The organism is Lacibacter sediminis, assembly GCF_014168535.1.
GTDB classification, from domain to species: domain Bacteria; phylum Bacteroidota; class Bacteroidia; order Chitinophagales; family Chitinophagaceae; genus Lacibacter; species Lacibacter sediminis.
Genome location: NZ_CP060007.1, coordinates 4,539,017 through 4,561,782 on the forward strand (window position 1 = coordinate 4,539,017; position 22,766 = coordinate 4,561,782).

Here is a 22,766-nt window from a genome sequence, read left to right on the forward strand (position 1 = left end):
CCTTGCCATACCTCAGTACGAGGGAATATCTTGTTTAATTGTTTATATAAATCTTATCTAAATAACTTTTTACAGTTACTCTTTTTCAAACTCTTCTTTCAATACACGACGTACATCTTCAATGGTTTCTTTCTCCAGATCTGTACGACGTTCTAATTCTTCTGCTGTTAATTCCAATACACTGCGTGCCGTATCGCAACCAATGCGTTTCAACTCATCAATCACCCAACCTTCGATCTCATCTGTAAATTCATCCAGATCGATATCAAATTCATTTACTTCTTCTTCTGTATCACGATAAACATCAATTTCAAAGCCAGTTAATTCACAGGCGAGTTTAATGTTTACACCACGCTTACCAATTGCCAATGAAACCTGGTCGGGTTTCAGGTAAACTTCAGCATGTTTTCTATCCTGATCAATGTCCATGCTTGTGATCTTGGCAGGTGTTAATGAACGTTGGATAAGCAGATTGATGTTCGCTGTGTAATTGATCACATCAATATTTTCATTCTTCAGTTCACGAACGATACCATGGATACGGCTACCTTTCATCCCTACGCAGGCACCCACCGGATCGATACGATCATCGAAGCTTTCAACTGCAACTTTCGCTCTTTCTCCCGGTTCACGCACAATTTTTCTGATAACGATCAAACCATCAAAGATCTCCGGCACTTCAATTTCGAGCAATTTAGCAAGGAACAACGGACTTGTTCTCGACAAAATAATCACAGGTGCATTATTTTTCAGCTCCACCTTCTTAATCACAGCACGGATGTTCTCGCCTTTCTTGAAATAATCCTGTGGAATCTGCTCACTCTTTGGCAACAATAATTCATTTCCTTCTTCATCGAGCAACAATACTTCCTTCTTCCAAACCTGGTAAACTTCTGCACTCAGAATTTCACCAATACGGTCAGAATATTTTTTTACCAATACGTTCTTCTTAAGATCACCGATACGGCTTGCCAGTGTTTGCTTTGCAGCAAGTATAGCACGGCGGCCGAAATCATGAATATCTACATCTTCATATAACTCTTCGCCCACTTCATAATCAGGTTCCAGCTTCACAGCATCTGTATAGGCAATCTGCGCCAACGGATCTTCTACCTGTCCATCTTCCACAATGGTACGACGACGCATGATCTCAAGATCACCCTTCTCCGTATTTACGATCACATCGAAGTTATCGTCACTGCCATATTTCTTACGAAGCAATGTTTTAAACACATCTTCCAGCACTTTCATCATCGTGGGACGGTCGATATTTTCCGCATCCTTAAACTCCTGGAAACTCTCAATAAGATTGATACTTGCCATAACACTTTTTTTTAAATAGTCCGGTTGTTTTCACTGTCAGCAACCGTAATCAGTTAAATACAATTTGAATTTTAGTTGATTTAATATCTGCATAAACCAGGTTGTGTTGTATCACTTCCTGTTTTTTACCTTTTCCCTTTGTTTCTTCCAGCGTTACTTCCAGTTCACCTGCTGATAGTAATTTGCCCTCAAGTTTGCGGCCATCTTTCATGATCACTTCCACCTGCCGGCCAATATTTTTGGTGTACTGACGGTTGAGTTTCAGTGGTTCTTCCAAACCCGGAGAGGAAACTTCCAGTGCGAAATCACCTTCGTTGAAAAGTGTTGTTTCTTCTATTCGTTTGTACAAAGCCCGGTTATACTGGATGCAGCGGCTGATGGGTAAACCTGCATCGGCATCAACAAACACCTGTATATTATTGCCCGGTTTCAGTTTTACGTCTACCAGGAAACAATCAGGATCATTGCTGATCACTTCTTCCATCATTTGCCTGATGCTTTCTGTCTTTTGTTCTAAGTTCATGTAAGGAAAATAAAGAAGGGAACGTTTTCCGTTCCCTTCCACTGTTTCTTTTATCCGACCGCAAATGTAAGAGAATACAGGGTAATGGAAAAATTTTTTTCAGCCTGTATTCAACGGTAAGCTTTAGGGGAATCTTCACACAAAGGGAAGCGGTTTAATTTATCTTTGCAGCATCATGTTACTACGTTATTTACTCTACGGACTCCTGATCTATTTTGTGTTCCGTTTTATTTTCAGATTTGTTATTCCTGTAACAAGGGCTGCACGAACTATGAAAAGCAAGATGAATGAATTTCAAACACGTATGCAGGAACAACAACAGCAACAGGCTGCTGCACAACGCCCTCAACCTGTAAAGGAACCGCTCACTCCTAAAGAAGGTGATTATATTGAGTTTGAAGAAGTAAAATAAGAAGGCACAATATCCAAGGGACAAGGCACAAGAGAGAAGAACCAATGCACAAAATCCAAGGAACAAGTGGTAAATCTAAAATCAGAAATCATACATCCTGCATCAGACCAAGTTCCTCCACTTTCATTCCGGCTTTCAAATGCACTGTTTGTAACCCCAGTTGTTGAGCTGCTTCAATATTATTGATACTATCGTCGATAAATATTGTTTCAGTTGCATTCAACCCATGCTTCTCCAATACATATTCAAAGGCTGAGGAATTGGGTTTGCGATGACCGATACGGTGCGAATAATAAGCCGCATCAAACAAATCATCAAACACCTGCCCAGGCCTCCAAGCCTCGTACCTGCGTTGAAATTCCTGCAAATGAATTTCATTGGTGTTACTAAGTAAATACAAATCATACTTCTCTCTCAGCTGAGGTAATACGGCCACACTTTCAGGTCTGAAATCGAGCAGTAATGCATTCCACGCATCCTTGATCTGTACATTGGTTAACGATAAACCGGTTGCTGCACGCAGATCATCATAAAATAATTGATCATCCATTCCTGTTTCCAATCTCCTGAACAGATCGTTGCTATGAAACTGGTTGAAAAAGTCAGAGAAGTTGGTAACACCCAATTTAGCAAAGGCTTTTTCGCTCAACTTAAAATCGATATCGAGCAATACACCACCAAGGTCGAATATGATCGCTTTTGTTTGTTGCATACTGCAAAGAAACAAGACTGTTTCAAATGATGATTCAGGTTCAGAATTTCTTTCTTTTGAAGGGCAAAAAATATCTCTTGAAATTATAGCAGCACGATACATCGATTTTTCTATCTTTGCCCCCGCCCAAAAGGCCGGATCCTTAGCTCAGTCGGTTAGAGCATCTGACTCATAATCAGAGGGTCGTAGGTTCAAATCCTACAGGATCCACGAATAATAAATGCCGGTAAGGCAGAAAGACGGGAAATGAGTTGAACTTAAAGATTACTTCTCGCCTTTCCGTCTTCCCGGCTTTATCATAAAAATGGCTTTAACCTTTGCTTAACCGATAAGCAGATACTTTTGCCTCTTTACAAATTATGAAGAAACTAATACTGTTTACGTTCCTCCTTGCTGCAGGTTTTTCATTAACCGCCCAGGAAACAGAAAAAAAGAAAAAGAAAGACTGGTCGAAAGTAAATCTTGGCAACCGTCCGAAAGATCATCTCATTTTTCAAATAGGTTATCTCACCTGGTTGCAAAAACCCGACAGCATTGCTACAAAAGGTTTGGCCAGAACAGTGAATGCATATTTCTCATTCGACTTTCCATTTAAGACCGATCCCCGTTTCAGTGTTGGTTTAGGTGCAGGTGTTGGCGCCGATAATATGTATTTCGATAAAAATGCAGGCCGCAACCTCAACATCATCAACAGTAACTCTTTCCAGTTTGCTCCCCACCAGGGAAAAGACACTTTGAATAAATACAAATCAATGAAACTGGCAACCGTGTATTTAGAAGCACCGGTTGAACTACGTTTTATGGTTGATCCAACACAACCCAACAAGAGTTTAAAATTTGCACTTGGTGTAAAAGTGGGTACGTTGATCAGTGCCAACGATAAAACAAGATTTACGTCGGATGCAAACGGTAATGTTGCTTATGTATTAAAAGAAAAAGACAAAAAGCATTTTAATACATTGCGTTTAGCTGCCACAGCAAGAATCGGCATGGGCAACTTCGCCATCTTTGGTCAGTACCAGTTGAATGATTTTATTAAAGAAGGACAAGGTCCTAACCAGATCAGACCCGTAACGTTTGGTCTTACATTAACCGGGTTATAATTCTTTACAGATAGAAATTTGAAAGCGTGGCGGACTCCGTCACGCTTTTTTCTTTGCCCTCAGGCAAGTTCAATTACCTTTGTTCTTGAATTTTTTATAAAGTGATTGAACGTAAACAGGAAATACAACAGGAAGAGCGGGCCATTATTGTGGGCGTAGTGCAAAAAGGACAAACAGAATTACAGGTGCAGGAGTACATGGATGAATTGGCATTTCTTGCCGAAACGGCCGGTGCTGTAACCATCAAACGGTTTATGCAGAAACTGCCCCGTCCTGATAGCAAAACATTTGTGGGAAAAGGAAAGCTGGAAGAGATCAAAAATTATGTGCAGGGGCATGATATTACCCTTGTAATTTTTGATGATGAACTCACTGGTGCCCAGATCATGAACATCGAAAAGGAAGTTGGTATTTACACCATCGACCGAAGTGATCTTATCCTCGATATTTTTGCCCGCCGTGCAAAAACTGCACAAGCCAAAACACAAGTAGAGCTGGCACAATATCAATACATTTTACCAAGATTGAAAGGCATGTGGAAACACCTTGAACGGCAAGGTGGTGGTGTGGGCACAAGAGGTCCGGGTGAAACGGAGATTGAAACCGATCGTCGTATTGTAAAAGATAAGATCTCCTTACTCCGAAAGCGTCTGGCTGAAATTGATAAGCAAGCCTTCACACAACGTAAGGATCGTGGTGAATTTATTCGTGTTGCTTTGGTAGGTTATACCAATGTCGGAAAGAGCACACTCATGAATATTCTCAGCAAAAGGGATGTATTTGCAGAAAATAAATTGTTTGCAACGCTTGATACCACTACCAGTAAAGTGGTATTCGAAAACACGCCTTTTTTATTGAGTGATACGGTAGGGTTCATCCGGAAATTACCACATCATTTAGTGGAGAGTTTTAAAAGTACACTTGATGAAGTGCGTGAAAGTGATGTGTTGCTGCACGTGGTAGATATTTCGCATCTGCAATACGAAGACCAGATCAATGTGGTAAACAAAACGCTCCAGGATTTGAAATGCCATGATAAACCTGTCATTACCATTTTCAACAAAATGGATCTGTATGAAGAAAAGCATTTCGATGAATGGCTGGGCGATGATATTAAAGAAACCATCCTGAAGGAATTAAAAGAACGCTGGGAAAACGATACACAGGGTAACTGTGTCTTCATTTCGGCAACAGAAAAAAGAAACATTGCTGAATTAAGAGATCGGATATTAGAACAGGTTCGCACAAATTACAAGATCCGTTATCCTTACAAAACTGAATTTCTGTATTGATGGCGGGGGAAAAGAAATACAACTGGATAAAAATCGGGGAATCCATCAACGATTTTTTTTGGCAGGAAAATGGTCTTTGTGAAGTAACTGTAAAAGGTAAAACCATCTGCATTGCCAAACATGGGGAACAGGTATTGGCTTGTACGCATAAATGTCCACATGCCGGCGGCCACCTCGCTGATGGTTATGTAGATCCGTTGGGAAATATTGTTTGTCCCCTCCACCGTTACAAGTTCAGTTTGCAGAACGGTCGCAATACAAGTGGCGAAGGATACTATCTCAAGACCTATCCCATTGAAACAAGAACTGATGGAATTTATATCGGTTTGGAAGAGAGTTCGTTCTTCGGCTTTTTTAAATAAAAAAAGTTATGCAGAAATAGATAGCAAAAAAGCAAAATCCCCTATTTTTGCAACCCCAATGGTGAAAATACAATAACCAAAATCCAAAGCATCAAAGCGTGGACATTGGATCTTGGAATTTGAACTCTTGGATTTTAAACAGATTCCTCCCTAGCTCAGTTGGTTAGAGCATCTGACTGTTAATCAGAGGGTCGCTGGTTCAAGTCCAGCGGGGGGAGCAAAAAACTCAAGCAGTTGTGAATTATTTCACAGCTGCTTTTTTTTTGTGCATATGGGGAACATACAAATCAAATGGGGGGTAATAGTGTGTCAAAACCCTGAAGCGGAAAACGTAAACGACCTATTACTTGTAAATTCAGCTGAAACGCGGAACTTAATCGAGGGAAAATAACAAGAAGAAATTATGAGTAACAGAGTAACACTTTTTATACTGTTGAGTGCATTACTATCCTGTTCGACGCCAGATCACGAACAACAAAAAAATATGGTAAAGTCAGAAGTAAAGGATTGGAAATCCGAGGTGGAGAGCACATTAAATCTGTATGGTCATAGAAATTGGATCGTTATTGCAGACGGCGCTTACCCGCAACAAAGCAATCCGGCCATTAAAACAATAAAGATTGATGCCAACCAGCTGGAAGCAGTTGAGTTTGTTTTGCAGTTAATTGAAAAAGCCAAACATGTAGATGCCAACATTATCATCGATAAAGAAATGGCATTTGTTCCTGAAAAGGACGCTAAGGGTATCGAAGCCTATCGAACTAAACTGAATAAACTATTTCAAGGTAAGCCTGTTAAAAGCATGTTGCATGAACAGATCATTCAGGAACTGGATGTATCTGCAAAACTGTTCAACGTGCTGATCATTAAAACGGATCTGGCAATACCTTATACATCCGTTTTCTTTCAGTTGGAATGTGGTTATTGGAATGCAGAAGCCGAAAAAAACTTACGAGCAAAATTAATTTCGAAGTAAAAAACCAAATGCCCCAACATATTTAGACAGTGTTAAACACGAAAAACTAATTTGACTTACGTACTAAATAACTGTAGAAAATGAGAAAGAGAATTTACCTGCACCCAATCCAAAACCTGATCATCATTTTATTACTTATAACAGTTGTTTTACCAGATTCTGTAAAAGCCCAACACGAACTGCTAAGTGAAGGCATACCGGTTTTGAAAAAATATGATAAGGAGCATCTTTACCGTATTGCCATGCCAATCGGTGGTATTGGTACCGGAACAGTATCATTTGGGGGAAGCGGAGAGTTCAGAGACTGGGAGATCATGAATGTTCCCGCCAAAAATTACAGTACTGTAACCACCGGTAACGACGCCCCTTTTTTTTCTATTTATACAAAGAAGAAAGATGAAACCCCAAAGTCGAAGGCTCTTTTAGGCCCGATACATTTTGCGGATTATCAACATTACGAAGGTCGTTCGGTAAATCATCATGGATTGCCCCGGTTCAGAAATGCTTCATTTGCATCTACCTATCCGTTTGGTATGGTAAGCTTATCCGACAGCACAATGCCGGTTAAAGTTAAACTGCTTGCCTACAATCCTTTTATACCGGGCAATGCAGATGCCTCGGGAATTCCTGTTGCCATCATAAAATATGAAGTGGAAAACATCAGCAATGAAACCATTGACATATCCATTTCAGGAAACATCAGAAATTTTATTGGGAAAGACGGCAGTGAATATACATCAGACTGGAAAGGAGATTATATTCCAACAGGTGCAAAAGAAAACAAAAATGCATATCGCTCCGGTAAAAATTTTTCGGGCATTTATATGTATTCAGATGGCGTTGATAAAGCATCTCCTGCATGGGGAACAATGGCACTTACTGCCCCGCTTGAAGAAAATGGAAAAGTTACCTACAGAACAAGCTCTGCACAAAATGAATGGGGAAATGCGTTGCTTGACTTTTGGGATGATTTCGCTGCAGATGGAATGCTGACTGAAAAAACGAAACTGATTGATCCTGACCCAATGGCTTCACTTGCTGTTTTAAAAACACTCAAGGCCGGAGAGAAAAAAACATTCACCTTTTATTTAACATGGCATTTTCCTAACCGGTTTGCGTGGTCAAAATCAAACGTTGGAAACTACTATGCAACACAATATGCAGACGCCTGGAATGTTATTGAAAAAGAAATTGACCGGTTGCCAACCTTAACACAGAAAACAGTTGATTTTGTAAATGCTTTTATGAGCAGCAGTTATCCTGATGTAATTAAAGAAGCTGCTCTATTCAATTTAAGCACCCTGCGTTCACAAACTGTATTTCGCACTACAGATGGAAAAATGTTTGGATGGGAAGGCGTGATGGATAGATTTGGTTCCTGCAAAGGTTCGTGTACACACGTTTGGAATTACGAACAAGCCACACCTTATCTGTTTAATAGTTTAGCCAAAACAATGCGTGAGGTTGAATTTGGTTATGCTATGAGAGAAACCGGGCATATGGGATTTAGAACCAATCTTCCATTAGTAGAATCCGGTTCCGGAATTAATGTAGCAGCTGCAGATGGGCAAATGGGAACCATTATGAAATTTTACAGAGAATGGCAGCTTTCCGGTGATAAAGACTTTTTAATTAAACATTGGCCAAAAATTAAAACAGCCTTGTCGTATGTATGGATCGAAAACGGATGGGATGGAAATCAGGATGGAGTGATGGAAGGCGTTCAGCACAATACAATGGATGTTGAATATTTTGGTCCTAATCCGCAAATGCAACTCTGGTATCTCGGAGCATTAAGAGCAGGTGAAGAAATGGCGATGTATATGAAAGATGCTGCGTTTGCAAAAAAATGCAGAGTGCTGTTTCAAAGTGGTTCTAAGTGGACTGATGAGAATCTATTTAATGGTGAATACTATATTCAAAAAATCCAAACACCTATAAGTAAAGCTTCTATCCCGAAAGGACAAATGGCAGGAATGGGTAGCAAGCAAATTGATAATCCCGATTATCAGCTGGCGTCAGGCTGTTTGGTTGATCAGTTGGTAGGGCAATACATGGCTCATGTGTTGGGGCTGGGTTACCTGGTAAAGGAAGAAAATATAAAGACCACTTTGCAGAGCATCTTGAAATACAATAAGAGGGAAACGATGTACGAGCACTTCAACAATATGCGCTCTTATGCTATGGGAAATGAAAAGGCATTACTAATGGCCAGTTGGCCAAAAGGTGGTCGCCCTGCAATTCCTTTCCCCTACTGGTCTGAGGTAATGACAGGATTTGAATATACTGCGGCTATTGGCATGTTGTACGAAGGCATGCAACAGGAAGGCATTGATGTTATTAACAACATTCGTGACCGCTACGATGGCCAAAAAAGAAATCCGTTTGATGAAGCAGAATGCGGCCATCACTATGCAAGAGCAATGGCTTCATGGGCAGCAATCATTCAACAGAGCGGTTTTGGTTTTTCGGCTGTTGACAAATCCATAACGTTCACCAATAAAGAGGGTAATTATTTTTGGTCGAACGGGAGTGCGTGGGGTATGTGTACGATTGTAAAAACGGGCAAAGGTTACCAGGCAAATCTTTCTGTGAACTATGGAAGCATCGAATTGAAAAAGATTACACTTGGAAAAGAGCTGGTTAAAGAACTCAAATCTCCTGTCATCATAAAAGAAAATCAAAACGTAACGTTTGAATTGCCAACAGGGCCACGGAATTGATGCCGGGCTTCAGGTATTCATTGACAATAGAAATGTGCAATTTCAGTAAGCGATATGTTCATGTAATTCATGATCGATTTTCGCTGTAAGTCATAGCTACATCTTTCATCAACCGGGTGAGTAAAAGCCTCGCAGAAAATGCGGGGCTTTTTTTAGTTGCAGAGTGTCAAATACTATAACCTACTCTTGTTTATATTCCAATATATCTCCCGGCTGGCAATCCAATACTTTACAGATAGCTTCCAATGTGCTGAAACGAATGGCTTTCGCTTTCCCTGTTTTAAGGATCGATAAGTTGGCCAGCGTTAATCCTACTTTATCTGAAAGTTCATTTAAACTCATTTTCCGTTTGGCCATCATCACATCAAGATTTACAATTATTGCCATCGTTATACGGTTAAATCATTTTCAGATTGAAGTTCGATGCCTCTTTTAAAAATTTGTGCAATCACAAAAAGCACCACACTCATAAACACCCAAACATCGGCGCCTGCAATACGAAGTTGATGAACACTGGGCATGGTTACTCCTTTGCTTACCAGCCAATCAGTATAGTTGGTTCCCCAAACCGAAAAGAAGCTGATGCCTAATGATAAATATCCTATAATTAAAATGAAGCGTCGTAGTTCCATGTTGAAGGGCTTTGATAAGTCTAACTTTTTGTCGTACAAAAACTTTACGATCACGTAAAACATGATTGCCCTTAATATGGCTACAATATTGATGAGCGCAAGTTCAGTTATGAAATGACTTTTACTGAATTGGTAAAGGCTTAATAAATTCAGGTGATTCCAAAAAAACTCAGCACCCTTAGGTTTCACAGCAAGTGTATAAAAAGCGTTGAATAAGAAACCACCGGCTTCAATGCAAACACCAATAAAAATAATCCATGCTATTACGTTTAAAACAGCAAGTATGTGTTGTGTGGTAATTTTAATTTCCATACAAAGTAGTTTAGTTGAAATGCAAAAATAAATAAATATTTATTGAAAAACAATAAATATTTATAAAATATCGGCAAAATTGTTTGCCTGCATTCCGCCACCACTAAATTTCTCCTTTCTTGTTCACTCCGTAAATAGGCTGCAAAGTGAGTTCGTTCTTTTACAGTATTAAAGAACAGATCATGCAACAGCTTTCATTTCCATTCAGCAACAAATGTTATTTCAGTATTTGTGAAGGTCGCCAGCATTATTCTCCTGTTGAGGCAGAAGAAGCAGTAACCTCTGCTGAAATTTATCAATCGCTCAACTACCGCAGCCAATACCAATTCCGTAAACCGTTGGTGCTGCATTTCCCCGGAGTGGATCAGCAAAGTGCTGTATGGTTCGGTTATAGTTTTGATGTGGAGGTGATCTTGGTTGATGCAACAGGCACCATCAGCAAAACATTCACCATGCCAAAGCGAAAAGAAGGCGATGCATTGTTTGTGCAGTTTTTTATTGATTGTGCATATGCTATCGTTGTTCCTGTAGGGTTTTGCAAAAAATGGAACATTCGTGAACAACAACATACAGTAAAACTTACTTCTTTTGCATTTCTGCAAAAACAAAAGGTCAGTTAAGTCGTTAAGAAGCTGAATGAATAATTATATGCTCCGTCTTGTTTTGCTTTCTTTTTTGCTGTTACCGTTGCTGGCCTTTGCACCTAAACCTGTTTACATATTAAAAGGAAAAGCTGTTCGCATTATTGATGGTGATACGTTTGATCTTTTAGTTGGAACAATAAATCATCGTGTTCGATTGGCGGGTATTGATGCACCTGAAAAGAAGCAGGAGTTTTCCGACGCATCAAAACAATTACTCGGGCAGTTGTGTAACGGCCAGGTATTAACGGTTGTGGTAACAGATACAGATCGTAACAAGCGAAAGATCGCTGAAGTGTACACGCAACAAAAACTTTGGATCAATAAAGAGTTAGTCGTAAAAGGTATGGCGTGGCATTTCACAAAATATTCATCCAATAAAGAATTAGCAAACGCAGAGTTACAAGCAAGAAAGCAAAAGCTCGGTTTGTGGAGTGTAGTTAACCCGGTTGCACCCTGGGATTGGCGGAAGAAGAAATAGACCGCTGATGACACTGATAAGACTGATGAAAACACATGATTAAATTTCTTCTCTGCATTCTCAACTCCTCTGTGTGTAGAAACTAATAATACCCCATCGCTTTCCGCAACTCTTCTTTCATGCGTTTCTTGAGTGTTGCTGGTTTAATCACTTTCATTTCATTACAGATACCCAGCAATTGGTGAATGAATTCTTCCGTTACGGTTACTTCCAGTTCAACTGTTAATTTATCAGTTGCTTCTTTAATGATCTGTTGTGTATGATGCATGGGACTTACCTGCAGCATACGTGAAGCAGGTCCATACACTTCCAGCACCACTTTTTCTTTCGGCTTAGGACCTTCCATAATACCCGTTGAATATTTAAAGAAATCATCGGGGTTAAAATCACGACGATACTTAAATGCTTTCACTCCTTTATCTAAACTGGTTATGCGATCAAGCGCATAAGTGGTGAAGTTATTATGCTTGTTCGTCCAGCCAATGAGATACCATTTATTACGCACCTCTTTCAATAAGTACGGTTCCAGTTCATGCGTGCGTGTTTCGTTCTTATAAATATTGAAGTAAGTAAACGTAATAGGTAAGCGGTTAACAATTGCTTCATACAAGGGTTTGATCCAATCCTTCCCCTTTTGTGTTACCGGTTTTTCAAACTGCACATATTGATTAATAGATGGATCTTCGAGATTTGCCGAAAGCGATAAACGTGTGTTGATCTTTTCAATCGCTTCTTTCAGGTTTTCAAACAAGGGCACATCTGCAAATAAACTTAGTGTATGTGCGGCACTGCGTAACGCTTCACTCTCCTCTTCATTCAACGACATACCATCGATACTATACTCTGCATCTTCATAAAAATAACCTTTGTGTAAACGATCATATTTAATGGGAGCAAAATAACCAAGCCCTGCATCCTCACGCATGGCCACAATATCTTTTTCAATGGTTGATACTGAAATATCATCAGCCATATCGCCATACAATTCTTCCATACATCGCTGACGGATGTATTCTTTTGTGGGATATTTATGTTGCCGGTTACGCAAACAACGATCGATGATGCGATAACGGATAGCGGCACTTTTATTTACGGGCATACAAGAGCTCTTCTTTCACCGAAAATAGGAAGGTTTTATTTGATGGATAGATATAGAAGAAAAAGGGCCGACAGAAAGGTTTCAATTCCTTCTATCAGCCCGCTATTATTTGATCTGAATAAAATTAGATCGCTTTATCCAACGCATACTCCACCCCTCTTAATTCTGCCAAACCTTTCAGGCGACCAATAGCAGAATAGCCGGGATAAGTTTTCTTTTTCAGATCATCCAGCATCTGGTGTCCATGATCTGGACGCATGGGAATCGAAATATTTCTTCTACGTTGCAGTAATACAATTTCTTTGATCACATCATACATTTCTGTATCGCCAGCCAAATGATCAGCTTCATAAAAATTCCCTTCTTCATCACGCTTGGTATTACGCAAATGAAGAAAATGAATATGATCACCAAAACGCTTCAGCATGGCAGGAATATTATTATCTTTTCTTGCACCGAATGAACCGGTGCAGAAACACAATCCATTTGCAGGTGATGGAACTGCAGCAAGCAGATCAGCGGCATCCTGTTCTGTACTCATGATACGTGGCAATCCCAGCACGGAGTATGGAGGATCATCAGGATGGATCGCCATCTTTAATCCACATTCTTCTGCAACAGGAACAACCTGCTCTAAAAAATAAAACAAATGCTCTTTGAGTTTTGCAACATCAATACCTTCGTATTTCTTCAATTCTGTTAATACCTGTTCAGGAGTAAATGCATCATCACTGCCCGGCAGGCCCAACATCATATTGCTGAAGAGTTTTGTACATCGCTCCTCAGTCATGTTACCAAAACGTTCATTGGCTCTTGCAATTTCTTCTTCCTTATAACCAGCTATCGCATCAGGACGCTGCAATAAGAACAAATCAAAAATTACATAATCAAGCCGGTTAAAATAAAGTGCGGTACTGCCATCAACCATTGGATACGCAATGTCAGTGCGCAACCAATCAAGCACCGGCATAAAATTATAGGTCACCACCTTTAAACCACAAGCCGCTACATTTCGCAAACTCACTTTATAATTTTCGATATGATACATGTAATTACCCGACTGACGCTTGATATCATCGCTCACCGGCAAACTTTCAATCACCGTCCAAGTCATTCCTGCATCTTCGATCATTTGTTTACGCAACAATATTTCATCGGTTGTCCATATATCGCCAACAGGCACATGATGAAGTGCGGTAACAACACCGGCACAACCCGCTTGTCTGATATCAGCTAAACTTACCGGATCATTAGGCCCGTACCAGCGCATGGTTTGATGCATTAACATAATTCATTCGTTTGTGCAAATGTACTTTGCGGAAATAAAAATGCTTACAATAAAAATTTTACTTCTTATTGTAAGCAAGTTCCAGGCCATTTATGATCAAATAAACCGGTTCACAATATTCTCAAGGTATTCCTGCTTGCCGCTTTTTACTGCAGGCTCCCCGTTTTCAATTGCATAAGCACGGAGATCTTCCAATGAAAGTTTACCCTCTTCGAATTCTTTTCCCTTACTGCTATCGAAAGAAGCATAACGATCGGTTCTGATTTTTTTGTAATCAGATTTCTGCATAATATTATCAGCAATAATGAGCGCACGTGCAAACGTATCCATACCGCCAATATGTGCATGAAACAGATCTTCCGCATCGGTACTGTTTCTGCGGATCTTTGCATCGAAGTTGATACCACCACCAGCAAGACCACCTGCTTCTACAACAACCAGCATTGCTTCTGCTAATTCATTGATATTATTCGGAAACTGATCGGTATCCCAGCCATTCTGGTAATCGCCACGGTTTGCATCCATTGAACCAAGCATACCTGCATCAGCTGCAACCTGTAATTCATGCTGGAATGTGTGACCAGCCAGTGTTGCATGGTTTACTTCAATATTAATTTTGAAATCATTCAACAGATCATACTGACGTAAGAAGCCGATCACTGTTTCACAATCGTAATCGTATTGATGCTTGCTCGGCTCACAAGGTTTTGGTTCGATAAAGAAGGTTCCTTTAAAGCCATTCTTACGTGCATAATCTTTGGCTGTATGAAGGAAACGTGCAAGATGTTCTTTCTCTCTTTGCATGTTGGTGTTGAGCAAACTCATGTACCCTTCTCTTCCACCCCAGAACACATAGTTCTCGCCACCTAATGCAATTGTTGCATCCAACGCTGCTTTCACTTGTGCTGCACCGTGAGTGAGTACATGAAAATCAGGATTGGTAGCAGCACCATTCATGTAACGGCGATTGGAAAATAGGTTGGCTGTACCCCATAAAAGTTTTACACCACTTGCTGCCTGCTTCTCGCCGAGGTATTGTGTTAACGCCTGAAGTCTGCGATCATTTTCATGGATGTCGTTGGTATAGTCCACCACATCCACATCATGAAAACAATAATAAGGCAGATTCAATTTCGTGATGAATTCAAACGCAGCATCTGCTTTATCTTTTGCACGCTCTACTGCATCTGTTTTTTTGTCCCATGGGAAAATATGCGTGGGTTCACCAAACGGATCGGCACCACTGCCTACAAAGCTGTGCCAGTAAGCACATGCGAACCGTAACCACGCTTTCATACTTTTACCTGCTACGATCCTGTTTTCATCGTACCATCGAAATGCTAATGGGTTATCGGTTCCTGTTCCTTCAAATTTTATTTGAGGAATACCTTTGAAAAATTCGGTTTGTCCTGTTACTACTGTCATTGGTTGTTTATTTGCCTGCTGTTGTGCAGCAGCGTTATCGATTGGTTGTTTTATTAACTCAGTTGTTTTTGCAGCAATGTATTCCATTCTTCGTATAAAGAATTATACTGCTGTACTGTACTGTCAGGTTCAATCACTGCTAATGGCGCTGCGTTGCTGAATGCTTCTTTTGGATGTTTGTAGATACCTGCGCCAATCCCTGCACCCAATGCTGCGCCAACACTGCCATCGCAGTTGTGTAGCTCTACCGGAATATTTAATGTATTCACAAATGCTCTGGTAAACACATCACTTAAAAACATATTGGCTCTGCCTGCACGAATAATGGATGGATTCATTTTGTTCTCACGCATTATATCCAGTCCATACCGAAACGCAAATGCAATACCTTCCTGTGAAGCTCGAAAAAGATGTGCATTTGTGTGAATGTTGAAGTCGAGCTGCTGCACATGTGCGCCGGCAATTTTATTTTCAAGCATCCGTTCTGCACCGTTACCAAACGGGAGTACAAACAATCCGTTGCTGCCAATGGAAACCGTTGCTGCTGCTTCATTCATTTGTTGGTATGATTGATTGCCCGTTGTATTTTTTACCCAACGATTTAAGATACCTGTACCGTTGATGCAAAGCAACACACCAATTCTTTTTTGTGCGGCAGTATGGTTTACGTGTGCGAAGCTGTTGATACGTGATTGCGGATCGAAGGTCAATTCATCACTCACTCCATAGATCACGCCACTAGTACCTGCTGTTGCTGCTACTTCGCCTGCTTCGAGTACGTTTAATGATAATGCATTGTTTGGCTGATCACCTGCTTTGTAGGTGACAGGTATGCCGGTCTTTAATCCGAGTGTTGATGCGTTTGCTGATGAAAGCTGTCCGTGTTCTGTAAACACATCTCTGATTTCCGGGATCACTGATTTGCTGAAACCATAATGGCTGAACACATCTTCCGAAAGTTCATTGTTTACAAAATCCCAGAATACACCTTCCGATAAGGCAGAGATACTTGTTGTTGCAGATCCGGTTAATTGCAAAGCAATATAATCGCCCGGCAACATGATTTTATCGATCTGTTCATACAGAGCAGGTTCGTTTTGCTTTACCCAGGCGAGTTTACTTGCAGTAAAATTTCCTGGCGAGTTCAATAAATGCTGCAATGAATTGGATGGACCAATTGCATCAAATGCCTGATTGCCGATCTCTACTGCCCGACTATCACACCAGATAATACTGTCACGTAGTACATTGTTATTCTTGTCAAGGACTACCAATCCATGCATCTGGTAAGAAATACCAATCGCCGAAATAGCTGTTGGATCATATTTCTTTGTAGCGTTTGCTTTTAAAATTGCCTGCTGGGTATGTTCCCACCACATGGAAGGAGATTGTTCTGCCCAGCCTGGTTGTTTTGAAATGATCTCTGTTTCAGTTTCGGGCCACGATACAGAAACAATGCGTTGTTGCGATAGTGCATCAACCACCGAAACTTTAATAGACGAAGTACCAATATCAATTCCTAATAGCAACATATTCAAAAGTACATTTTTCAATTTTTAAAATAGGGGGGAATGAAGATACACTCCCCCGTTGTTGATTATGACCCTTAACAAACTAACATGAGTAATTTTATTTTATTCAAAAATTATTGTTCCACAAACGTTACGATACTGCCGGCTGGTAATGTATATTCCAAAACATTATTCTCCAATGTAAGTGCGGCACCTTGCTCTACGTTTTTCGATGAAGTGGTCACATACGGGATTACTGATGTAACCGCAGCACTCTGAAAATTGATTTTCTGCTTCACATTATAAACACCCCAATTGATAGCCACTATCACTTTTTTTGTTCCATTCCTGTATGCAGAAATCAGTACATCATTTCTTGTGTTAGCGGAAGTACCTAAACGTATTGCTCCTTGCTTTATAAATCTTGCAAAATGTGAGACAATATATCCCCGCTTCGTAACAATGCCATCCTGTCCGATGAGACCATAAAAACGTTTGCCATACCACCAGATGTAAGCATTGAAATTTGCCTTGGTAAAACAGTCATGTATTTCAATTGCTGTATTTAAGTTAGCGGTATATGTTGTGAGTGTATCTAAATGTTCTGTCATCCATACTTCTTTGCCTTTTGCTGTGGCCAATGCATTTTCAATAATGCCGCCGCCGTAAAGATGCGTACCCAAAATATCTAAGTTTGCAGCAGCGGCGTCGTCGGACAATATTGTATTTACATAGGTTTGATTATTATTTACTAATTCAGGCGCTATTAAACGGGTAGCCGTTATCGCAGCACCGTGATTTTTTAAAAAATCTCTCATTTCAATTGCCGTCCATACACAACCTTCATAGCTCGGTTCCCAATCGGGTTCATTTTGAACAGACACTCCATACAAAGGAGCACCATTATTTGCCATGTATACCGCAAAATCATTCAGGTATTTTGCATATGCGGCTGCACTATCCGGAAGCAGTTTTCCTTTAATTAAACTGTTATTCGTTTTCATATTGGCAGGCGGACTCCAGGGGCTTGCAAAAACTTTTGCACCACGTTGGATAGCCATCTTTGCATAATTCAATTCTATTGCTCTCCATGCATCATCAGTTGCTATTCTTATTCTCAACGTATTTAAACCTACCTGACCATTAGCAGAACCAAAAAGCCGGTCAAATTCTTCAGAAGTTAATGCTGAAGTATTTGGTGGAGCAAAAACAGTAGCACACCCAAAACCCTGAATTACCTGCTTGTTATCATTGCCGGAAATGTTAATACTCGCTTCTACTGTTGCCGCATTATTAGCGTTGTTTTTATTCTTTTCTTTTTTACATGAAAACATGCTCAGAAATAAAATCAACGATAAAACTATTTTGTACATGCTCATTAACTATAAAAATTTATTTACTGTTTATTTGAATAACAGTTGGCTTAAGTCCCTGCGAGGATGCTTTTATCTTAATAATACCATGCTTGCCTTTTACTGAGCGAACGATCACCAGAGCTAATCCGAAATAAGCTTTCCTCTCCTTTGATGCAAACGAAACAAGATCAGCAGGATCACCATTATCTGTTGCCACAATTTCTCCCGGTCCTTCAATGCTAAAACTGATCTTGTTATTTGTATCTGCTACAAACAATCCATTTTTATCCTGCAGTTTCACCGTGATAAATGAAAGATCATCACCATCAGCAATAATTGTATTTCGATCGGCAGTTAATTTTAACTGAGAAGCAGTGCCGGTTGTCTGCATCGTTTCTTCTGCCCATTTCTTACCGCCTTTATATGCAATGGCTTTTAACACGCCAGGTTCATACTTCACCTCATCCCAACGCAACCTGTATTCAAAGGCTACTTTTTTCTTTCTGCCAAGTGAACGACCATTTAAGAAAAGCTCCACTTCATCAGCAGAAGTAAAAATGTGTACAGGTGTTATATGACCTATACGATCCGGCCAATTCCAATGCGGCAGAATATGTACCATTGGAAGATTTGGACGCCAACGGGATTGATATAAATAGAAACGATCTTTCTTAAATCCTGCCAGATCAATAATGCCGCAATAAGAACTACGTGCAGAATAATAAGGAGTAGGCTCACCTAAATAATCCCAACCACTCCAAACAAATTCGCCGGCAACAAAGGGATGCTTGTCCTGCGATGCAAATACTTTATCAGGCGATGCACCAAACTGTGCAGTATAAAGTTCGTATGCGCTTACATATTTATTTACAGGATCACCACCTGTACTATCGCTCACCGGGGCACTGTTACCTTTTGTTACAGGAAAAATATAAGAGCCTCTTGTACTAAGTGCCGATGCCGTTTCACTGCTGACAATTAATTTTTCGGGAAACTTTTGATGAAAAGCCGGATATAATGGCGATGTTCTGATTCCTCTCAAATGTGCATAGGCCGGAGCGTCACGAATACCTTCACCTTGATAATTTAAACTGATGATATCCATCACTGCAGCAAAAGGCATATCGGGCTTTGCATAGTTCATGGATGCTGTTGCAGGTCTTGTTGGATCTTCCTCTTTTACAATGTCATATAATTTCTTTGATACAATTGCACCGGTATCACCTGTATATTGTTCACCTACTTCATTGCCATAACTCCATGCAATAATGGAAGGATGATTACGATCTCTTCTTATAAATGATCTTGTGTCAGCTTCATACCAATCTTTAAAGATCAAATGAAAATCAAGCGGTGTTTTCTTGCGCTCCCAACTATCGAATATTTCATCGATCACCAGAAATCCCATGCGATCAGTTAATTCAAGTAATTCAGGTGCTGGTGGATTATGTGCAAGGCGAATTGCATTACAACCTAACTCACGCAAAATTTCCAACTGGCGTTCTGCGGCACGTGTATTAAACGCTGCACCTAATGCGCCGAGATCGTGGTGTTGATTAACTCCCTGAATACGCACCGGCTTTCCATTCACCAATAACCCTTTTACGGGATCGAATGTGAGGGAACGTATGCCGAATTGCGTTTCATATTCGTCAACCAGCTTTCCGTTTGCATACAAACGTGTAACAGCTACATACAAATTTGGTTTTTGTGCAGGACGAGGCCCCCACAATAATGGATTTTTAATACTGATACTTTTTTCAACTTTATTGACTGTTCCTGCTTTCACAGAAACAGTTGATGGAGATGAGACTGCAATTTTGTATCCTTTCCTATTCAACTTCGCATCAAACAAAAACAGTTCTGTTACAACCTGTATGTTTTGATTGCCTGTCGATTTATTTTCAATCTGCACAGTAACATCAATTGTTGCGGCTGACGCAGATATATTTTTCGTAGTAATAAACGTTCCCCAATGTGCTACATGCACGGGGTTTACTTTTGTAAGCCAAACATTCCGGTAAATACCTCCGCCAGGATACCACCTTGCAGAGTTGGTAGGATTATCTAACCGAATGGCAATTTGATTTTCTCCTCCCGGGTTAACATAGGGAGTAAGATCTAAACGAAACGAATTATAACCGTAAGGCCATCCGCCAACAAGATTACCGTTACACCAAACACTGGCATAAGACATCGCACCATCAATATCGAGGTAAATAGTTTTGTCTTTATCAGAAGCAGTTATATTCAATTTCTTCCTGTACCAACCAATACCTTGTACAGGCAAGCGTCCCATACCGCCGCCAACTATTGCATTTGCTTCAGTATAAAAAGGGCCATCAATTGCCCAATCGTGTGGAAGATCTATTTTCTCCCACTCACTGTCATTAAAATTTGTTTGTGTAAACGCAACATCTGCACCCGGATTTCCCGTTGGACGTCGATGATGTTTTGAAATGTCTTTAATAAATTCATTTGCAGAAGGCAGTATCCACTTTTTTAATACAGTATCAGCAGATGAAACTGTAACACCTTCTGTTGGTTTTGTATCTGCAACTACATTGTCATTTCTATCTGTAACATCGGGACGAACATCGTAAGACAATCCTTTTGTTCCTGAAGGATCTCCTTTCAAAAAATACCAACTTTGATTTATTGAAATTCTCTGCCTGCTGCTTTGCGATACAACGCTAAAAGGCACCAAGCCCACACAAATAATCAGTGCTCCTGCTAAAAGTATATTTACAAATAGACTTTTGTAATTCATTCTTAATCGCCGAATTAATTTGTGTCTTTGTTACTAAATATTCTAAAATATGTTTTGTTTAAGAATTATGAAAAGGAGAAATAAGGTCATCTCTCCTTTTCATAATTTTATTCAAAAACTATTGTTGCTTCTAGTTGGGGTAACCCGGATTTTGTGCTAACACAGCGCCAGTATTTCTTTCAATTTCTCCAAAAGGTATTGCCCAAAGATTAAAATGGGGTTGCATGTTTACTCCATAGAATGGATTATGCTTCCTCACTCTATCATATAGTTTACCTAAACGCATAAGTGTGAGCATACGCTTTTCTTCAATTCCTAATTCTCTCATTCTCTCATCCAGAACATAATCAATTGTAGCATTCGCAGCTGTTATTGGAGAAGCATTCGCCCTGCTTCGTACAACATTAATATCAACTGCCGCTGCTGCAGTATTTCCTAAACCAATGTATGCTTCTGCTCTTAATAAATAAGTCTCAGCAAGACGGAACATATATTGATCTGCATATGTACCGCCAGCTGATGCCTTCAGTTCAAATTTCAACGTAGGATCAGAAGAACCCGGGTTCACATATAAACCTGCAGGGTGATCACCAATAGTGGTTGCTTTCGCCTGGTATGGATAAAACACCCTTGAAGGATATGTTACGCCGGCACCAGCTGGTGGATTTTGAGTAGAAACTGTTTGTCCGAATAATGGACTGGAAGGATTTGTAACAGGTATTACTCTGATGAAATTATGATTGGCATTTCTAATGTCATTATTGAAATCACTTGCCCATACTGTATCAGCAAAGTACCGTGAAGGTTGCATAAAGCCCACACCACGGCCACCTGAATAATCGCTAACAGGCCAACGAAATTGAGAAACTCCATTTACACGAAAATCTCTGAACAGTGGTACGTGCACCCTTTCCATTTGGAACGAGCCAGCCATAGCAGTGGAAACGGCTCCACCACCCGGCACGTCTGTTTCAAACTGAATTACCCAAAGACCTTCTCTGTTGTTTGCACTCTTCCTGTTTTGATTTTTTGCCTGGAAAAGGTCCCAGTAAACATCACCAGGATTAACTGATGAACGTGCACCAAATCTGCTGGTCATTAAATCTGTTGCTGGATCGTTAATTACTACTGTTGCTGCATCAACTGCATTTTGGAATTGGCCTGCTGCTAGATAAACTTCAGACAACAGATGTTGTGCTACTAAATTTGAAACTTCACCATCCTTTACAACGGAAATACCGGGAAGATTAGCGGCTGCAAATTTCAAATCTTCAATTACAAACGCCAACACCTCCTGTTTAGTTGCCCTTGTAAAATCGGTTTTCTCTGAAACAATTTCTTCTTTAATAAGTGGCACTCCTCCCCAGAGATAGGCAAGAGTGCGGTACCCAAATGCTCTAAAGAATTTTCCCTTTGCTTCAAATGCTACTTTATCAGTTGCTGAAAGAGATGAAGCTGGAATACGGCTGATGATCGTGTTGGCCTCTGCTACAATTTTCCAGATCTGCGACCAATGGTTATTTGGAAGTGTTCCGTTTGGCCCAAACTCAGTAGCAAGTTGAGGATTTGTACCCACTGTTACTTCTACTACCAGATCGGTTCTGTATAAGTATTGCATGGGCTGCCAATCGCTACGGGAATAAAATTCATCACGAACATTTCTATACAGATTATTGATTGAAGCCTGAAAATCATTAGCTGTCTGAAAGGCATTCGTAGTGCTTAGAAATGAAAGCGGCTTTTCGTCCAGAAAGGACTTCTTACATGACGAAGCTGTCATTATAAGAATTAGTAATGTTAATCGAATTAAAGTCTTCATTATAGTA

General features: G+C 40.2%; 20 protein-coding genes and 2 tRNA genes. 10 read left to right on the top strand and 12 right to left on the bottom strand.

What is annotated here, in order from left to right; genetic code table 11:
- Nucleotides 1–75 precede the first annotated feature (75 nt).
- Complete coding sequence (nusA, locus tag H4075_RS19295; protein ID WP_182802454.1) at nucleotides 76–1,323, bottom strand: transcription termination factor NusA; 1,248 nt, start codon at nucleotides 1,321–1,323, stop codon at nucleotides 76–78.
- A 49-nt stretch (nucleotides 1,324–1,372) separates the two neighbouring features.
- A complete protein-coding gene (locus H4075_RS19300; protein ID WP_182802455.1) occupies nucleotides 1,373–1,846 on the bottom strand; it encodes an LSm family protein in 474 nt (157 codons plus the stop codon).
- Nucleotides 1,847–2,021: 175 nt separating this feature from the next.
- Between H4075_RS19300 and H4075_RS19305 the strand changes: the two genes are divergently transcribed.
- A complete protein-coding gene (locus tag H4075_RS19305) occupies nucleotides 2,022–2,258 on the top strand; it encodes a hypothetical protein (RefSeq protein ID WP_182802456.1) in 237 nt (78 codons plus the stop codon).
- 88 nt (nucleotides 2,259–2,346) lie between these two features.
- Here H4075_RS19305 and H4075_RS19310 read toward each other — a convergent pair whose 3' ends face one another.
- On the bottom strand, nucleotides 2,347–2,970 hold the full coding sequence (locus tag H4075_RS19310; protein WP_182802457.1) for an HAD family hydrolase: 624 nt from the start codon (nucleotides 2,968–2,970) through the stop codon (nucleotides 2,347–2,349).
- Nucleotides 2,971–3,106: 136 nt separating this feature from the next.
- On the opposite strand from H4075_RS19310, the gene H4075_RS19315 reads away from it, so the two are divergent.
- From H4075_RS19315 to H4075_RS19345, 7 genes are all read left to right on the top strand, one after another.
- Nucleotides 3,107–3,180 (top strand) — tRNA-Ile (locus H4075_RS19315).
- A 149-nt stretch (nucleotides 3,181–3,329) separates the two neighbouring features.
- The gene (locus H4075_RS19320) at nucleotides 3,330–4,073 is read left to right on the top strand and encodes an outer membrane beta-barrel protein (RefSeq protein ID WP_182802458.1); all 744 of its coding nucleotides are present in this window, start codon (nucleotides 3,330–3,332) and stop codon (nucleotides 4,071–4,073) included.
- Nucleotides 4,074–4,174: 101 nt separating this feature from the next.
- Complete coding sequence (gene hflX / locus H4075_RS19325; RefSeq protein WP_182802459.1) at nucleotides 4,175–5,365, top strand: GTPase HflX; 1,191 nt, start codon at nucleotides 4,175–4,177, stop codon at nucleotides 5,363–5,365.
- The gene (locus H4075_RS19330) at nucleotides 5,365–5,727 is read left to right on the top strand and encodes a Rieske (2Fe-2S) protein (RefSeq protein ID WP_182802460.1); all 363 of its coding nucleotides are present in this window, start codon (nucleotides 5,365–5,367) and stop codon (nucleotides 5,725–5,727) included. The genes hflX and H4075_RS19330 overlap by 1 nt, the downstream gene beginning before the upstream one ends.
- A gap of 144 nt (nucleotides 5,728–5,871) precedes the next feature.
- Nucleotides 5,872–5,945, top strand: a tRNA-Asn gene (locus H4075_RS19335).
- Between the two features lie 266 nt (nucleotides 5,946–6,211).
- The gene (locus H4075_RS19340) at nucleotides 6,212–6,703 is read left to right on the top strand and encodes an RbsD/FucU domain-containing protein (RefSeq protein WP_182802461.1); all 492 of its coding nucleotides are present in this window, start codon (nucleotides 6,212–6,214) and stop codon (nucleotides 6,701–6,703) included.
- A gap of 80 nt (nucleotides 6,704–6,783) precedes the next feature.
- A complete protein-coding gene (locus H4075_RS19345) occupies nucleotides 6,784–9,426 on the top strand; it encodes a GH116 family glycosyl-hydrolase (protein WP_182802462.1) in 2,643 nt (880 codons plus the stop codon).
- A 180-nt stretch (nucleotides 9,427–9,606) separates the two neighbouring features.
- On the opposite strand, the gene H4075_RS19350 is transcribed toward H4075_RS19345, so the two are convergent.
- Both H4075_RS19350 and H4075_RS19355 read right to left on the bottom strand, forming a co-directional pair.
- Complete coding sequence (locus H4075_RS19350; protein WP_182802463.1) at nucleotides 9,607–9,813, bottom strand: helix-turn-helix domain-containing protein; 207 nt, start codon at nucleotides 9,811–9,813, stop codon at nucleotides 9,607–9,609.
- A 2-nt stretch (nucleotides 9,814–9,815) separates the two neighbouring features.
- Nucleotides 9,816–10,370: a DUF2975 domain-containing protein gene (locus H4075_RS19355; protein ID WP_182802464.1), complete on the bottom strand. Its 555-nt coding sequence runs from the start codon at nucleotides 10,368–10,370 to the stop codon at nucleotides 9,816–9,818.
- 146 nt (nucleotides 10,371–10,516) lie between these two features.
- On the opposite strand from H4075_RS19355, the gene H4075_RS19360 reads away from it, so the two are divergent.
- Nucleotides 10,517–10,990, top strand: a complete 474-nt coding sequence (locus tag H4075_RS19360; RefSeq protein WP_182802465.1) for a DUF192 domain-containing protein — start codon at nucleotides 10,517–10,519, stop codon at nucleotides 10,988–10,990.
- A 28-nt stretch (nucleotides 10,991–11,018) separates the two neighbouring features.
- Nucleotides 11,019–11,492: a thermonuclease family protein gene (locus tag H4075_RS19365; protein ID WP_182802466.1), complete on the top strand. Its 474-nt coding sequence runs from the start codon at nucleotides 11,019–11,021 to the stop codon at nucleotides 11,490–11,492.
- 82 nt (nucleotides 11,493–11,574) lie between these two features.
- Here the strand turns inward: H4075_RS19365 and H4075_RS19370 are convergent, their stop codons facing one another.
- The 7 genes from H4075_RS19370 to H4075_RS19400 form a co-directional block, all read right to left on the bottom strand.
- Nucleotides 11,575–12,591, bottom strand: coding sequence for a helix-turn-helix transcriptional regulator (locus H4075_RS19370; protein ID WP_182802467.1), 1,017 nt, complete (start codon nucleotides 12,589–12,591; stop codon nucleotides 11,575–11,577).
- A gap of 124 nt (nucleotides 12,592–12,715) precedes the next feature.
- Nucleotides 12,716–13,879: a mannonate dehydratase gene (gene uxuA / locus H4075_RS19375; protein WP_327059382.1), complete on the bottom strand. Its 1,164-nt coding sequence runs from the start codon at nucleotides 13,877–13,879 to the stop codon at nucleotides 12,716–12,718.
- Between the two features lie 96 nt (nucleotides 13,880–13,975).
- A complete protein-coding gene (xylA, locus tag H4075_RS19380; RefSeq protein WP_255460238.1) occupies nucleotides 13,976–15,391 on the bottom strand; it encodes a xylose isomerase in 1,416 nt (471 codons plus the stop codon).
- Entirely contained in the window at nucleotides 15,358–16,836 is a 1,479-nt protein-coding gene (locus H4075_RS19385; RefSeq protein WP_182802468.1) for a xylulokinase, read from the bottom strand. The genes xylA and H4075_RS19385 overlap by 34 nt, the downstream gene beginning before the upstream one ends.
- 113 nt (nucleotides 16,837–16,949) lie before the next feature.
- Complete coding sequence (locus H4075_RS19390; protein ID WP_182802469.1) at nucleotides 16,950–18,149, bottom strand: glycoside hydrolase; 1,200 nt, start codon at nucleotides 18,147–18,149, stop codon at nucleotides 16,950–16,952.
- 58 nt (nucleotides 18,150–18,207) lie between these two features.
- Nucleotides 18,208–20,940, bottom strand: coding sequence for a beta-galactosidase GalB (gene galB / locus H4075_RS19395; protein WP_182802470.1), 2,733 nt, complete (start codon nucleotides 20,938–20,940; stop codon nucleotides 18,208–18,210).
- A gap of 130 nt (nucleotides 20,941–21,070) precedes the next feature.
- Nucleotides 21,071–22,759, bottom strand: a complete 1,689-nt coding sequence (locus H4075_RS19400; RefSeq protein ID WP_182802471.1) for a RagB/SusD family nutrient uptake outer membrane protein — start codon at nucleotides 22,757–22,759, stop codon at nucleotides 21,071–21,073.
- Between the last annotated feature and the right edge of the window lie 7 nt (nucleotides 22,760–22,766).